Consider the following 16482-nt stretch of genomic DNA (forward strand, 5'->3'; position numbering starts at 1 on the left):
CAACCGAAGACCCTTTCATATGAATAGTAGGAGTTTATATACGCAATGAAATATTCCAGACAGAACTCATGCCAAAGGGGGACATAGGCTTGGAACGGGAATGGAAGAGTGCCTTATATACTTACGTGAACCAGTACAATCGCTGTGAGATCGACTACCGTCCACAGACCAGCGAACGGATCGTTACCGATCCTGACTTCGTGGTGGAACGGGGAGAGCGTATGGCAAGGCTGGACGAATGGTATCGTAAGCGGCGCGCCGTGCCTCTTCGCAGCGAGACCAGCGCCAAGCTTGTACGCACGCTTATGGATGGCCAGGAAGAAGCAGTGGTGGATGTACAATTGTACAGCAGACTGTTCTACGAGAAGAGCGGGATCACCCACCGGGAGGACCGGATTGAGCGGGAGCGGTTAACCTTTCTGCGGCAGAGTGGTGGATGGATCATTGGACGGGTCGAGCGAGAAGTGCCGGAGCGTCGCCCTGCTGGGGAAGGACGTCCGTTTCAACAAGCTGATTTTGTACAGGCGATGAATCGGCCGCTGCTGAATCGGGAAGTGCTGGGTCAAGGAAGAAGCTCACGGCAACAGTCATATCGCAGAGATCTGGCGGTTGCCTATGCAGATCGATGGTGGAATGCGGGGAATCCGGCATTTGAGGAATTTGATGTGGATTGTACCAATTACGTGTCCCAATGTCTCTTTGCAGGGGGCGCACCCATCCACTATACTGGTAGAAGAGAAGCCGGCTGGTGGTATAAAGGATATGTGAACGGCTCCGAAATGTGGAGTTACAGTTGGGCAGTTTCCAACAGTCTGGAGCGTTATTTGTCAGGCAGCAGCTGGGGTCTGACCGCGACAGAAGTAGAGCGTCCTGAGCAGCTGATGCTCGGCGATGTTATTCTCTACGATTGGGATGGAGATGGACGATTTCAGCACAGCACCGTTGTGACCGCGTTTGATGCGGGCGGCATGCCGCTTGTTAACGCACATACGGTTAGCAGCCGTCACCGATTTTGGGATTACCGGGATTCTTACGCTTGGACGGAGCGGACGGTATACCGGCTTTTTCATATTGCAGATGAGTTTTGATGACGAAAGATTTTCGGGATGCGGTGACGCAGACATCCAGTTCCGTGTAAAATAAGACCAGATAATGCAAGCAGAATAACAAGGGTGCTGAGCATGCAAACATGACAGCATCAGGCACAGATAATCGGAGGGTACACATGAGTATGGATAAATTAAAAGTAGGCGTCGTGTACGGCGGAAAATCGGGCGAGCATGAGGTGTCGCTGCAAACGGCGTTTGCTGTAACAAACGCATTTGATTATGAAAAGTATGAACTGGTTCCTTTTTATATCTCCAAGCAGGGGACGTGGAAAAAAGGACCTGTCATGCATGCGCCGTTCGCGCAGATTGAAGACTTGAAGCTGGAGCAATCGGCAGGCGGAACGCAGGATGCGCTGAACGCCCTGTTTGGCCGTTTGTATGGCGGAGCAGAAGCGCTGGACGTGATGTTCCCTCTGCTGCATGGTACGTTTGGAGAGGATGGCACCATTCAGGGCATGTTTGAGATGGCGGATATGCCATATGTAGGTGCAGGTGTACTGGCTTCGGCTGGCGGCATGGACAAAGTGGTCATGAAAAAGCTGTTTGCACAGGCCGGCATTGACCAATGTGCTTTTACGTATTTTAACGCGACACAATGGAAGCAGACAGAGCACGAAATGATCGTGCAGGTCGAAGATCAGCTGGGGTATCCATGTTTTATCAAACCGGCGAATCTGGGCTCCAGTGTAGGCATCTCCAAAGCACGTAACCGCGATGAGCTGAAGACAGCTGTCGAGTTCGCACTTCGGTATGATACGAAGGTTGTCATTGAGGAGTTCGTTGAAGCCCGCGAAGTTGAGGTCAGTGTCCTCGGCAATGACGAGCCCATGGCTTCCGTTCCAGGTGAGATCGTATCCTCCGGTGAGTATTATGACTATGCAGCTAAGTATATTGATGGTCAATCACAGATGCTGATTCCAGCTCCACTGGACCCAGAGGCCGCAGATCGCATTCGCGAGGCAGCTTTGCAGGCGTTCCGTGCGATTGAAGGTAACGGTATTTCACGTGCCGACTTCTTCATTCGGAAAAATGACGGCGCCTTGCTTATTAATGAAGTCAACACCATGCCTGGTTTCACACCATACAGCATGTATCCACTTCTTTGGCGTGAGACAGGTGTATCGTATGCCGAACTGCTGGATCGCATGATTGAACTGGCACTGGAGCGTTACAACCGCAAGCAGGCACTGAATTACGAGAACGGCGTACAGGCGTAGCCTGCGACCACAAGATCAGGAGGGATATGCATGGGATTTCAGACTGAATTCAATTCCGTATGCAAGTTCAAGAATGAGCAGGAGCTGTTCGAACTGCTTGAATACGGACGCGGCAAAATGGTCAAACAGGGCTTCCGGGTATTTCCTACCGGCCAGAAAGTGATTGCATACACACCGGATAACGTGGCTGTAGCCATCGTCAAGATCGTGGTTTCCATTGCGGAGATCAACTTCCAGGGGCAAGAGGTAACCGAGGTGGAGATGCTACTCATCCGCAAATTGACTGAGGAAGAATCACGCATCCAGACTGCCCTTGCGGATGAGATGTTCTTTGGAGAGCAAGCACAGGAGTAGTTGTTGACTGTAAGTGCGGGTCGGAAGGACTGATTTGCCAGAATACGATTATGGTCACTCTTTTAGGGTAAAACTTGGTTATATACAGTGACGGTACATCCTGACGGCTGAATATGCCGTGCGGGTTCTCCGCCCTAATAGAGAGGAAGAGATTCATGCTCGTACGCTTTGGTTACGTGGCAATGTCCGTGCTTATAGAGAACGCCTCGCCTTCCCGGACCATGACCATGTCGAGTTTTAACAAAATCGATGACAGGGAAGCAGCGATCCGCAAGCTCGAACGGATTGCAGCCGAGAACCTGCACAATACATTACGTTTGCTCAGGCACAACAAGGGTAGCCATATTCATGTATATCGCTTCTCTTCCAAATTGATTCCACTGGCAACACACGAGGACCTGAATGACTGGGATCCGTTCCCGGCACTGAAGCAGGACTTTGCGGCCATTGGTGATTTTGTGAAGGAAAATCATATGCGTGTGTCCTTTCATCCGGATCATTTTACCGTACTTAGTACCCCCCGCGAGCAAGTTCTGCACAACTCGATCCGCGACCTTCGTCATCATGTCCGGATGCTGGATGCCATGGGACTGAATGCCACTGCCAAGAACAATATACATATTGGTGGTGCATACGGGGACAAGCCTTCGGCGGCGCTTCGTTTTGAAGAAAACTTTTTGAAGCTGGATCGGGACATTCAGGAGCGGCTCACACTCGAAAATGATGACAAAACGTTCAATGCGCCTGAGACACTAGCCGTGTGCCAGCGCTTGGGATTGCCCATGGTGCTGGATATTCATCACCAGTGGGTGAACAACGAAGGAGAACAGGCATGGGATCTGTGGCCTGATATTCTAAAAACCTGGCAGTCGCCGCTTGCCCAGGCAGATTCACCGGCTGATCAGCCATTGCCACCCAAAATTCATGTCTCCAGTCCGAAGAGCGAGAAGGATCTGCGAGGTCATGCTGATGGTGTAGAGGTAGAGCCTGTGCTCGATTTCTTGCGTCATATCGCAGCAGACACCCCAAGACTTGACGTGATGATTGAGGCCAAACGCAAGGATGAGGCTCTTGTGCAACTGATGCAGAAGCTGGCATTCTATCACGAAGAGGGTGTGGAGTGGGTGGACGAGTCTACCGTCATCATTCATCCGTAGTGCCAAAAGGGGCCTGGGCAACGAGAAACTTTATGACCTGTGGGGCGTATACTTTTAACAAGTATTTCAACTTTTCGTAGATTGATATAGAAAGTAGAGTGAACGCTTTGAATGAGAAGGAAAAGACACCTTATGTCGTGACAAGCAAAAGCTATACTGCCGTTGCCATTAATGCAGCTTCCAAAGCTGGCGAATGGATCAAAAGCCGTCTTGGGACGGTAGCTGAAATTGGTACCAAATATTCACCCCAAGATCTGGTGACCGAAGTGGATAAAGGAGCGGAGCAGATGATCCGCCGCCTGATTCTCACGCATTTTCCCCACCATGCTATTTTGGGTGAAGAAGGCGTTGAACCGGGACCGGAAGCTTCGGCAAAAGCACTGAAAGAGGCTGAGGAAGAAGAGTTCCTGTGGATTGTTGATCCTGTGGATGGAACGACAAACTTTGTACACGGATTCCCGTTTTATTCGGTATCCATCGCATTGGCTCATAATGGTGAAGTCATTGTCGGCGTGATCTACGACCCTTCCCGTGATGAAATGTTTGTTGCGGAAAAAGGGAAAGGAGCATATGTTCACGGAAACCGGATGCTTGTATCTGGTGAAGAGGAACTGGCTCAGAGCCTGATTGCGGTTGGATTCCCGGCAGACACAACCTTTGCGTTGCCACTGAATATGGCCGCTGTACAGGCGCTTGCTCCGCAAGTTCGTAACTTGCGTGCAGGCGGATCTGCCGCCCTTCATCTGGCGTATGTTGCCGCAGGACGTCTCAGCGCTTACACCGAAGTTGGATTGAAACCGTGGGATATTGCCGCAGGTGCGCTGCTGGTTGAAGAATCTGGTGGCAAGGTGACCGATACCATCGGAACGCCTTACCAACTGTCTGTGAATCATGTCGTTGCCAGCAATGGCAAAATCCATGATGCACTGACGGATGTACTGAAGGAAGCGAAAGCAACCGGTCTGGAGTGAGTTTATTCAACTCATCCATGCTTTAATTACTTTTAATTGTACATTAACGGAGGGGACAGAAAGCATCTGAAGAAGCGGAGCGCTCGCCTTTATCGCCGGATTTCTCCCTTGGAAAAGGGAATCAAAGAAATCTGGGGATAACAGCGATCGGAAGATGGTTCTGTACACGAAGTGAAAGTACAATAGTAATAATTAACGCATGTATGACTTTAATTAAAGGAGCGAGAACAATGGATGAATCCAAAGAACTGGAACGACGGCTCAGTGATATGCTGACGGAAGGGGACATGGAAGAGTCCGGCGACACCGATCAGCGTGAACGCCAGCTGATTCCTCCCAAATATGAAGTGCGAATCCAGACAGAACGTGATCCAATTGTCGAGGAAACGTTAAAGTACCGGAAGATGGCACGCGAAGTGGATGATCGTTATGATCGATATCTGGAGCGAGCTACCGGGAACAAACCGGAGAGCGACAAGGGTCATTTGATTGCTGAAGACTCAAATAAGCCGCAATCTTAACTAATCACTGAACGTCATAGCTGAGCTTAACCAGTAACAGGCTCCCCTCCAGGGAGTCTGTTATTTCATGTGTGCTCTCAGTAGAGAGGACAACGCCTACTTTAAAATGATAGAATAGAGTAACACGACTTATATCATTGGAATGACCGATGTACTATATATTAGTGTAATTATAGATTCACGAGAAGGAGTGTTACCTGAATGAAGCGTAAACGGATATGGGAAAATACAGCTGCCGTTTTAACAGTAAGCATGTTGGCAGGAATGCTGCTCTTTACATCATCTGCACTGCCTGCACACGCGGCTGACACCAAAACCGGTGTATTGCCAGCAGGTACAAACGAGACTTCGCTGACAGCGAAGAAAGATGCAGTAGCCGTAACCAAGGAATTCCGCATCGTCACATTGGGAGATTCCATAACGGTAGGTTATGAGCCCAACACAAAAGAATTGCCATATGGTTATGTAGAACGTTTGCATGAGCAAGGTTTGCTGCATGGACGTACACAGGTGGACAACTACGGGATTGCCGGATTGAAAACCAGTGGCCTGAAAAATTTCACTACTGCAATTAAGGATGGCAAAACGCTGACTTCTGAAGCCATTCAACCAAGTCTTCCTGATCCAAGAGCGGGACAGATCGGAGCCAATACTGCTACAATCCGTGAGAGTGTAGCACAGGCCAATCTGGTTGCAATTACCATTGGGGGAAATGATGTATCTGAGCTTCTCGGTACAGCAGACAAACTGAGTGATCAGGATCTGCAAGCGAAGGTAAAAGAATTACTCGCAACATATACAGCCAATGTAAGTGCAACGATTAATGATATCCATGAAATTAATCCGACAGCTACAATTGTCATCGCCGATCAGTATCAACCGATGCCAGAAGTAGCAGGCAAGGCACTCTATGCCAAACTGATGGAGGCATCCCAAGGTTTCACACAGACCATTGATGGCATTGCAGCACAATTCACTGCTCAGGGTACCGATGTCAAAGTCGCACACGTGGCCAAGGAGTTTGTTGGTGGTGAAGGCACGATGACACATATGATCAAAGATCGTGATTTCCACCCGAACCAATTTGGATATGCGGCCATTGCCGAAGTATTTGCCAAAACGATCTGGGGCGACTACACCAAGCTGACTGCACCTGCGACAGGTGAGCCGATGAACATTATTGTGAGTGGCAAAACATTAAATACACCGTACAAACCGATTATCCGTAACGGCAAAAACTTTGTGGCGATTCAAGACATCGTAAACGCTGTCGGGGCTACTACGGTGTGGGATAACAAAACTTCAACCGCAACCATTACATATGGAGACCGAAAGGTTGCTGTGAAGATTGGTGCCAATGCTGTGAAGGTAAATGGAGCATCGGTTACTGTGGATACACCTGCATTCCTGAATAAGGTAGGCAAAGAGTCCAAAACATATGTACCACTTGCCATGGTGGCTGAAGGTCTTGGCTTTGATGTGCAATATGTAGCGAAGCTGAAAACTGTTTTTGTTAACCCGTAAATTGTAGTTCATGCTTTAGCATGATGTTATTCAACAGCCAGAATCCCTTGATCTGTTCAAGGTATTCTGGCTGTTTTGTGTTCTTTTTGCGTTGCTGACACAGATGTATACCTTCTCTAATGACCTGAAATGTTGCATAAATATATCTTGTCAGATGACCAATGGATGTGTAAATATGAAAATAACTTACAATAAAACCACTAACCTATAGCATGACAGGCACCCCTCGAAAGCCAAAGGAGCGCTTAGGATGAACAAAATTAAGAACGCTTTCACAACACTGCCGATTCATCACAAAACGATTCTTCTCATCGGACTTTTGATGTTGATCAGCTTTACGTTTTATGCGTCCGTACTCCGATATGTGTTCAGTATCTATGACCGTCAGATCTATGAGAAATCCTCGCAGGTCCTCAATATGTCTTCGGTAGGTATTGAGAATCAACTTCGTGAAATTTCTAATCTCTCCTTCAAGGTGATGTCGGACGAGCCGCTTCAGCAATATCTGCTCCAACTGAAAAAGGCCGAAACGGGTTATGAGAAAAATGGATTACGCAAAAAAATTACCAACAGGTTAGTCGCTTATGCCGGTTCCGAAAAATACGTCTATTCCATGCTATTTATCGATAATGATAATAACGTTATGGCCGCAGGCAATCGGGAGGGAATTTCGGAGTCGAAGCAAAAGGAACTGGTTGCACTGGGACAGCAATACTCGGGCTCCAATGCATGGCATACCAGTGGGGATAAACAGTCCAGGCTTTTGTCGGTCCGACAGGTGAAATCCTTTATTGGCGGAGCATTTACATTGGAGGACCTCGGCACACTGATCATCCGCGTACGGCTGGACCGAATTGTACAGGACCAGATGCAAGAACCGGCTGAGGACTCCCAATTACTCATTACGGATGGAAAAGAAGTGATCTATCCAACAGAATCGTCGGTCAGTGAAGCCGAGATTGAGTCTGAACTGAAGCGCACCCAGCCCTATGGGATTGCCATGTTGGAGCAGGGGAGACACTTTGTAGCTCGTGCCCATTCTTCCTATACGGATTGGACCTATTTGTACACAACCCCGTTTGACCAGATGTTTAAACAAATCCAGTTTGTCAAACAGTTGGTCACGGTGATCTTCATTATGATTTTTCTGGCGGCGCTTATCATTGGAGCGAGATTCTCTCGCAGTATTACTCATCCGATTGCACAGTTGATCAAAAAGATGCGTAATATCGAAAAAGGCGATCTGGATAAGCTGGAGGAGGCTGCTCTCGGCAATGTTCCGATATCTCCACAGAATGAGGTTGGGCTGCTGCATCGCACATTCAAGATGATGCTTCAACGGATACGTGAATTGATTGATGAGAATTATGCGAAGCAACTGGTGATTCGTGAGACGGAGTTGAAAGCGCTTCAGGCGCAGATTAATCCACATTTTCTATACAACACGCTGGAATCGATTAACTGGCTGGCTAAAGTACAGAAGCAACGACAGATCTCGGAAATGGTTGAGGCCCTCGGATTTCTGCTGCGTAGCTCTGTGAACATGTCCGAGAAGTGGATAACACTGGAAAGAGAGCTGGACATTGTCCGCAGTTACGTGACGATTCAGCGCACGCGTTTTGAGGAAAGACTGGACTTCGATATGGAGATTGCCCCAGAGGTAGGAACGGCGCGGATACCGAAGTTAACATTACAGCCGTTGGTGGAGAACGCCATACACTATGCACTCGAACCAAGCATTGACCCTTGCCGGATTCGAATCCGGGCGAGAGCAGAGGGAGATAAGGTGATTATTGAAGTCGAGGATGACGGTCCGGGGATGACACCGGAATTCCTGGAACAACTACACGAAGGACGTATTCAGACAAGAGGACAGGGCATTGGGTTATCTAACATCCAGGAACGAATCAGACTGACCTTCGGCGATGAAGGTGGAATGGTGATGAGCAGCAAGCCCGGATCAGGAACTGTAGTATCGATCAGCATACCTTGGATCAGAGAGGACGATGACGATGTACAAAGTGATGCTCGTAGATGATGAACGTGTCATTCTGGAGGGGATTTCCCAAGTGGTCGATTGGGCCGCGGCAGGAACGGAATTGGTGGGTACGGCGAGGAACGGGATTGAAGCATTGGACAAAATTGGGCAGTCGAGACCCGATATTATTATTACGGATATTTCCATGCCAGGTCTGGATGGTCTCGGACTCATAGAGAAGGCATCCGAAGCATATCCGGGTGTACGTTTCATAATGTTATCCGGCTACAAAGAGTTCGAATATGCTCGCAGAGCGATGCAATACGGTGTGAAGCATTATTTGCTCAAACCCTGCAACGAGAATCAGATCCATGATGCATTAACTGAACTGTTGCAGGAACATCAGGATGCCCAGGTGAAGGAGCATGTTGCAGGTGAGATGAAACAGCGATTGCAGCGTGTCCTTCCGCATGTGAAGGAGCAATTTCTGCTGGAGTTCATGACCAACCGCACCTATGGGCCGGTTGATCTGGAGTATTATCAGGAGCTGTTTGATCTGGAGCTTGAAGAGAACGCAGTTCGGTTACTGTTGTTCCGAATTGTAGATGAACATGATTACAGTCACTTATTTGCGATCAAAAACATTGCCAGTGACCTGCTCCCACATGTCCTGTTAAGCACGACCATTGAAGGCAAACTCCTCATTCTGCTCGCGGATTCAGCTGATCCGGCCGGACTGAAAGAAAGTATTGAAGAGGTTCGGGCTGCATTCACCAGACTATATAAATTGGAAGTGACCGCTGCGCTGAGTGAAGCAGATCGAATGATTCAGTCCCGGCGGTTGTTTCGTGAGGCGTTGCAGTATCTGAACCATCGCTTTTTTATCGGTGAAGGCAAGCTGATTACAAAGAATGATCTGGTACTGGCCGGAGAATGCGACGGATTACATGTAGAACAGGATGCGGAGCAACTGTGTCAGTTGATCAAATCAGGCAATACCGAGGAAACAGCGGTAGAGGTGGAGCGTCTGTTTGATCTATTATCACGTCAGCAGCTGGAAATTGAAGTGACTCGCTCTTACGTAGTGCAGCTGTACTCGGCGATGGTTCATGTCTGTCCACCTGAGGAGGCAACGGAATTCACCCAGCGTATGGCAGAACTGCCGCATATCGATACGTTATCTGGCTTGAAGTCTTTTGTTGCAAGCAGTGCAGCCCGATTAACTTCCGGTTATTACAAAAACCATATCAGTCGCCAGTCTTCTGCCGTGGAGAAGATGATGGATATCGTGGATCGTCATTATGGAGAGGCGGATCTCTCTCTCAATGGAGTCGCCCATCAGATGTTGTATATGAATCCCGATTATTTGGGCAAGATTTTCAAAAAAGTCACAGGAGAGAATTTCTCCAATTACGTGAATCGTCTACGCATTGAACGCGCATGTGACCATATTCGCAGAGGCGGGGATGTGAAAGTGTTTGAGCTTGCTGAATTGTTCGGATTTGGCGGGAATTCACAATATTTCAGTCAGGTGTTCAAAAAGTGGACCGGTATGACACCTACGGAATTCCGCAGGATCGGCATATAACAATGGACTACCAAATCATGTGATTCATGTCTGGGGAGGACGAACAGCGCCGAGAGGGGACTGTTGTCCTCCTCTGTTTTTTGAACCAACAAGACGGTTTTGTGTATTCAACTCTGGTCGTACATTTGCGAAAATGACATTAACAAGTTTGTGAAAGCGTTATCAGAAATAAAAGGATAACTCGTTCACACAACCATATCAACATAAAAGGGGAGATTGGCATGGTGAAAAAGGCAATATTCCTGATGATGGCTGCTTTGCTCGTGTTTACAGCGGCATGTAGCTCAGGTGGAGGAACTGAAGGAGCATCTGGAGATGACTCAGTTACCCTGCGGATCGCTTGGTGGGGCTCGGATGCAAGGCATGAATATACACAGAAGGTCATCGACCTGTACAAATCGAAAAACCCGAATGTCAAAATCGACGTGGAATATGCTTCATTTGATGACTACTGGAAAAAGCTCGCACCACAAGCAGCGGCAAATCAGTTGCCTGACATCGTTCAGATGGATATTTCCTACATCAGCCAATATGCACAGAATGGTCAGCTTGAGGATCTAGCGCCTTATCTTGGCAACCAGATCAAAGTGGACGATGTGTCCGAGAATGTTATCAGCACAGGTGTAATTAACGGTAAACAATACGGTGTACCTGCCGGTGTTAACGTTCTGGGCTTCCAATATGATCCGGCATTGCTTAAAAAAGCAGGCGTGGATGCAATCCCTGACAATATGACTTGGGAATCGTACGAAGCACTGGGTAAACAAACCGCAGAGAAAGGTCTGTATTTGGATGGAGGGATAGCTCCGGATATTTTCTTCCACTACTTCCTGCGTACCAAAGGATTGTCGCTTTACAATGCGGAAGGAACAGGTCTTGGTTATGATGATGATCAATTGTTTGTGGAGTTCTTCGGACTCATGCGCCGCATGATCGAGCAAGGTGCAGCACCTACGCCGGATGTAGCCAACCAAACCAAAGGCATTATTGAGGAATCGGATCTCGTGAAGGAAAAAGGAATTGGCGTATGGCAATGGTCCAACCAGTTCGTAGCCTTGCAACAGGTAGCGAACCGTCCACTCGAAATCGCTCCAATGCCAGGACCGGATATGGAAAAAGGACTATATATGCAACCAAGTATGTATTGGGGTGTAACGTCCAACTCCAAAGTGAAGGAAGAAGCGGCCAAATTCATTGATTTCTGGGTGAATGACGTGGAAGCCAACAAACTGATCAAAGGTGAGCGCGGTGTGCCAATCTCAGGAGCAATCAAAGAAGCTATCGCACCTGAGCTGAGTGACGCAACGAAACAAGTCTTTGAATTCGTAGCAGCCATGGAGCCTAAGGCTTCACCAATGAGTTCTCCGCCACCGGTTGGTTCACCTGAAGTAATCTCTGCTCTGGCAGATGTGGTTGAAGAGTTGAACTTTGGCAAAATTACACCTGAACAAGCAGCAGAGACATTCCGCAAGAACGCCGAATCTGTACTTGCGAACAATAAATAACAGTTGAATGATGGCTTGCTCGTCCCACTTCAGGGATGGTCGGGAATGGGGCTACTCGCGAATGCGAGGGCCTTTCCCCGTCCAGATGACCGAAGCCAGGATGAGGGAGCAAGCTGATCCATGAAGGAGGTTCGTTCCATTGAGGCAGTATTCGTCGTTACGTAGAAACTTAACTGGATATGCGTTCATAAGCCCGTTTATTATTGGATTCCTGGGCTTCACACTCATCCCCATGTTTGTGTCCTTATATATGTCGTTCACGAGTTATAACTTGTTCACTTCTCCGCGGTGGATTGGGCTTGATAACTACACCAAAATGTTTTTTGATGACCCGAAATATTGGAACTCGGTTAAAGTAACGTTTCTCTATGTATTCATTGGGGTACCGTTAAGGTTGATCTTTGCCCTCTTCGTAGCGATGGTCCTAAACACTGGCTCTCGTATGATTGGAACGTACCGGACGCTGTATTACCTGCCATCCATTATCGGTGGTAGTGTGGCCGTATCCATTATGTGGCGTAACCTCTTCAGTAATGAGGGTGTTATCAACAGTGCTCTAACGGCAATCGGGATCGGGCCTATAAGCTGGTTTGGTGACCCGAATGCGTCCCTGGTTATGCTCATCTCACTGTCTGTGTGGCAGTTTGGTTCGTCCATGCTGATCTTCCTGGCTGGTCTCAAAAATATCCCTACTGAGATGTACGAGGCAGCAGGTGTGGATGGCGCGAATCCTATACGGAAATTTTTCAGCATCACCTTGCCACTGCTTAGCCCGATCGTCCTGTTCAATATGATTATGCAGACGATTGGAGCATTCATGACGTTTGTACCTGCCTATATTATCTCCAAAGGCGAAGGCGGTCCAATGGACGGTACGATGCTGTACTCCCTGTATCTGTTCCGTCAGGCGTTTATGTTTAACAACATGGGTTATGCTTCGGCAATGGCCTGGATCATGCTCATCATGATCGGTATACTCACGGTAGCTGTCTTCCTGACATCCAAGTACTGGGTGTTCTACGAATCTGAAGGAGGGAAGTAACGATGGTTTGGAGAAATGTAAAGTGGCCCGTTTATCACCTGTTCGTTGCAGCTCTTGCCCTCCTGATGCTCTATCCCGTCCTATGGATGCTCTTCAGTTCATTCAAGGAAAGCCGTACGATATTCGTCACTGCGGATACTCTGTTCCCTACGGAGTGGATCTGGAGCAACTATGTGGATGGCTGGAAAGGCACAGCTGGAAGACCGTTTATGGATTACATCACCAACTCACTTGTAATCGTGGTTATTTCCACTATCGGTGCCGTGATATCGTCATCGCTGATCGCTTTTGGTTTTGCCAGACTTAACTTCAAGGGACGTACATTCTGGTTCTCCTTGATGATGTTAACACTGATGCTGCCACATGACGTGGTATTGGTTCCTCAGTACATCATTTTCACGAAGCTCGGCTGGCTGAATACTATCTTGCCAATCGTTGTCCCTACATTCTTCGGAATGCCATTCTTCATCTTCCTGATGGTACAGTTCATTCGAACGATTCCGAAGGAGCTGGATGAGGCTGCAACCATCGATGGATGTAACAAATTCAGACTGTATATCCAGATTATTATGCCGCTCATCAAGTCTTCTCTGGCGACTGCAGCCATCTTCTCCTTCTACTGGAGATGGGAGGATCTGCTCGGTCCGGTATTGTACCTGAACTCGCCTGATAAATACACTGTGTCGATGGCGCTGAAAATGTTCCTCGATAGCGAATCTGCTTCCAACTGGGGCGCAATGTTCGCCATGTCCATCGTCAGTCTGGTTCCGGTTGTAGCTGTGTTCTTCATCTTCCAGAAACAAATTGTTCAAGGGATGAGCACCAGCGGATTGAAAGGATAAGCCGGATTACTGTATCTTCGTATCTTTGCCCGAATAAACGTTTACAAAAGTTAACCAAGGAGGGTATCGCTTTTGAATAAAGCTCAGGGTAGTCAGGCCGTTGCCATGGAGGCAGCGGCAGAGGGCCAGGCAGTGTCCGTGACCAGCTGGAAGTTTAACTTTGGACCGGACTCGGGAAGAGCAGATGAGACAGGGGATTATCTGAAAGTAACTGCAACAACCGCATATGAGGGACGCGGAGGGTACGGATTCGAGGCAGGATCTCTGGTGTATGAGAAACAACGCATTCGTGATGACGATGTGTCGGATCCTACGAAACAATATCATAACAATCCGGGGCAGACAACCATGTCTGCCCGATTGCGTTCAGGCTTCTGTATTCCGCTCAAAGCATCGTTCATCGTGGATGTTCCCGACGGAACCTACCAAGTATTACTTGTTGCAGGGGATGAATTGGCTGAGACAGTGACCCGCGTGAAAGCTGGTGAAGGCAGGCTTGTACTGCCAACGATTCGCACACTTCCTGGACAATGCGCAGAGGTAAGATTCTCGGTTGTTGTTCGCGGCGGCAGACTTCGTCTGTCATTCTCCGGTCCTGCACCGAGAATCAATGCGTTAGAGATTACTCTTGCGAATCAGACCATGACCGTATTTCTTGCGGGGGATTCAACCGTAACAGATCAGCCGGAAAGCGGATATCCGTATTGCGGTTGGGGCCAGTTATTGCCAGCACAGTTCAAACATGATGTGGCAATAGATAATCACGCCCAGTCAGGCCGAAGTTCCCGCAGTTTCATCAATGAAGGTAGATTAAGCGCCATTCTGGAGCAAATCAAGCCCGAAGATTTTCTGTTTATTCAATTTGGACATAACGATGAGAAGCCGGACCCTGAACGTGGCACGGACCCATTCACAACATATAAGGAATATTTGAAAAAGTATATCGACGCTGCACGCGAAGCCAAGGCTCGTCCAGTGCTCATCACCCCGGTGCATCGTCGCTATTTTGCGGATGATGGCACATTGACCGATACCCACGGCGATTATATCATCGCCGTTCGTGAGCTGGCGGAAGAGGAAGATGTTCCGCTGATCGATCTGGCTGAGCGCAGCCGTCTTCTGTTCGAGCAGGCGGGCGTTGAAGGCACCAAGGACGACTTTATGTGGGTGTTGCCAGGCGAGTATGTGAACTTCCCCTCAGGCGTGGAGGATAACACGCATTTTCAGGAACGCGGCGCCCGCCGCCTTGCCCAGCAGGTGGCAGAAGCCATCCGCGAGTTGCAATTGCAACCGCTGCAGATGTATCTCCGGTAGGTTCATGCCCTTAATGATTAAGCAAGTTAATTAAATAACGAGCCAGCAAAAGTTGCCCAGCGAATAGCGAAGGCAATAATCTTTTAAAAACAGGGGAGCGTAGCAGCGGAGGAGGGCGGAATCGGGTAGAGGGAGCGAAGCGTCCGCCTTTGGAGCGGGATTTCCCCTGCTGAGGGGGAATGAATAGAAATCCCGAGCCAACAGCGGCCCACAGCCCGATCCGTCCGCCGAAGCGGCTGCCCTGCGAGCTATTCAGGGTTTAAAAGCTGTAGCGAGTTAAACGAAGTAATGAGCAAGCAAAAAGTTGCCCAGCGAATAGCGAAGGCAATAATTTTTTTAAATCAGTTCGGCGAGCGTAGCAGCGGAGGAGGGCGGAATCGGGTAGAGGGAGCGAAGCGTCCGCCTTTGGAGCGGGATTTCCCCTGCTGAGGGGGAATGAATAGAAATCCCGAGCCAACAGCGGCCCACAGCCCGATCCGTCCGCCGAAGCGGCTGCCCTGCGAGCTATTCAGGGTTTAAAAGCTGTAGCGAGTTAAACGAAGTAATGAGCAAGCAAAAAGTTGCCCAGCGAATAGCGAAGGCAATAATTTTTTTAAATCAGTTCGGCGAGCGTAGCAGCGGAGGAGGGCGGAATCGGGTAGAGGGAGCGAAGCGTCCGCCTTTGGAGCGGGATTTCCCCTGCTGAGGGGGGAATTGAATAGAAATCCCGAGCCAACAGCGGCCCACAGCCCGATCCGTCCGCCGAAGCGACTGCCCCGCGAGCCCACGGGTTTTAAGAGTTGGCCCCGCGAATGAGCCAATGAAATCCCGAGCCAACAGCGGCCCACAGCCCGATCCGTCCGCCGAAGCGACTGCCCCGCGAGCCCGCAGATTTTTAACTTAATATTGCACTCGCAAAAAAAAGGAGGAGGTATTTCAATGACACCTGACCAGACAGAATCAGGCACATCTGCCCGTAAGAATGTTTCAGCAGCTACAGGTCACACCTACTGGGTTATTCCGGATGGTTACATTCCCCCGGAGAGCCGGGGCGCATTGGAGAGTCATGAGAGCATCTGTGTACTGAACACCAGTGCCACGGATGCGGAGCTGTACATCACGATTTATTTTGAAGACAGAGAACCACTCGAAGGTATGGTCGCTGAAGTGCCAGCGAGGAGGACGAAGCACATTCGCACTGCATCGCTACGATCCGGGGAGCAGTCTATTCCGCCAGGCGTGCCTTATGCGATTACGGTTTCGAGTAATATCCCCGTTATCGTCCAGTACAGTCGTTTGGACACGACCCAGCCTGAATTGGCTTTGATGAGTGTCATGGCGTATCCGCTGACGTGATACGAAATGCAAGATAACCAGCAAG

General features: G+C 49.0%; 14 protein-coding genes. All 14 read left to right on the forward strand.

Annotation, left to right across the window (positions count from 1 at the left end):
* The first annotated feature begins 83 nt into the window (after positions 1–83).
* Positions 84–1088: an amidase domain-containing protein gene (locus MKY66_RS03600; protein WP_036614248.1), complete on the forward strand. Its 1005-nt coding sequence runs from the start codon at positions 84–86 to the stop codon at positions 1086–1088.
* A 137-nt stretch (positions 1089–1225) separates the two neighbouring features.
* Positions 1226–2326, forward strand: a complete 1101-nt coding sequence (locus tag MKY66_RS03605) for a D-alanine--D-alanine ligase (RefSeq protein WP_036614110.1) — start codon at positions 1226–1228, stop codon at positions 2324–2326.
* A gap of 30 nt (positions 2327–2356) precedes the next feature.
* Positions 2357–2680, forward strand: a complete 324-nt coding sequence (locus MKY66_RS03610; protein ID WP_017690758.1) for a hypothetical protein — start codon at positions 2357–2359, stop codon at positions 2678–2680.
* A 155-nt stretch (positions 2681–2835) separates the two neighbouring features.
* Positions 2836–3837 carry a UV DNA damage repair endonuclease UvsE gene (uvsE, locus tag MKY66_RS03615; protein WP_076216728.1) on the forward strand — a complete coding sequence of 334 codons (1002 nt, stop codon included), beginning with the start codon at positions 2836–2838 and terminating at the stop codon, positions 3835–3837.
* A 98-nt stretch (positions 3838–3935) separates the two neighbouring features.
* Complete coding sequence (locus MKY66_RS03620; protein WP_076216729.1) at positions 3936–4808, forward strand: inositol monophosphatase family protein; 873 nt, start codon at positions 3936–3938, stop codon at positions 4806–4808.
* Between the two features lie 230 nt (positions 4809–5038).
* Positions 5039–5329, forward strand: a complete 291-nt coding sequence (locus tag MKY66_RS03625) for a hypothetical protein (protein WP_076216730.1) — start codon at positions 5039–5041, stop codon at positions 5327–5329.
* Positions 5330–5530: 201 nt separating this feature from the next.
* On the forward strand, positions 5531–6853 hold the full coding sequence (locus MKY66_RS03630) for a stalk domain-containing protein (protein WP_076216731.1): 1323 nt from the start codon (positions 5531–5533) through the stop codon (positions 6851–6853).
* A 250-nt stretch (positions 6854–7103) separates the two neighbouring features.
* A complete protein-coding gene (locus MKY66_RS03635) occupies positions 7104–8891 on the forward strand; it encodes a histidine kinase (protein ID WP_076216732.1) in 1788 nt (595 codons plus the stop codon).
* Positions 8866–10419, forward strand: coding sequence for a response regulator transcription factor (locus tag MKY66_RS03640; protein WP_076216733.1), 1554 nt, complete (start codon positions 8866–8868; stop codon positions 10417–10419). The genes MKY66_RS03635 and MKY66_RS03640 overlap by 26 nt, the downstream gene beginning before the upstream one ends.
* A gap of 221 nt (positions 10420–10640) precedes the next feature.
* Positions 10641–11924 (forward strand): sugar ABC transporter substrate-binding protein, encoded by a 1284-nt coding sequence (locus MKY66_RS03645; protein ID WP_076216734.1) that lies wholly within the window; start codon positions 10641–10643, stop codon positions 11922–11924.
* A gap of 139 nt (positions 11925–12063) precedes the next feature.
* Positions 12064–12966, forward strand: coding sequence for a sugar ABC transporter permease (locus MKY66_RS03650; protein ID WP_047841423.1), 903 nt, complete (start codon positions 12064–12066; stop codon positions 12964–12966).
* A 2-nt stretch (positions 12967–12968) separates the two neighbouring features.
* On the forward strand, positions 12969–13808 hold the full coding sequence (locus MKY66_RS03655) for a carbohydrate ABC transporter permease (RefSeq protein WP_076216735.1): 840 nt from the start codon (positions 12969–12971) through the stop codon (positions 13806–13808).
* Between the two features lie 72 nt (positions 13809–13880).
* On the forward strand, positions 13881–15122 hold the full coding sequence (locus tag MKY66_RS03660) for a rhamnogalacturonan acetylesterase (protein ID WP_256704368.1): 1242 nt from the start codon (positions 13881–13883) through the stop codon (positions 15120–15122).
* Positions 15123–16040: 918 nt separating this feature from the next.
* Positions 16041–16457, forward strand: a complete 417-nt coding sequence (locus tag MKY66_RS03665) for a sensory rhodopsin transducer (RefSeq protein WP_076217168.1) — start codon at positions 16041–16043, stop codon at positions 16455–16457.
* Positions 16458–16482 lie beyond the last annotated feature (25 nt).

Origin of the sequence: Paenibacillus sp. FSL R5-0766 (assembly GCF_037971845.1) — a bacterium.
Classification (GTDB): Bacteria; Bacillota; Bacilli; order Paenibacillales; family Paenibacillaceae; genus Paenibacillus.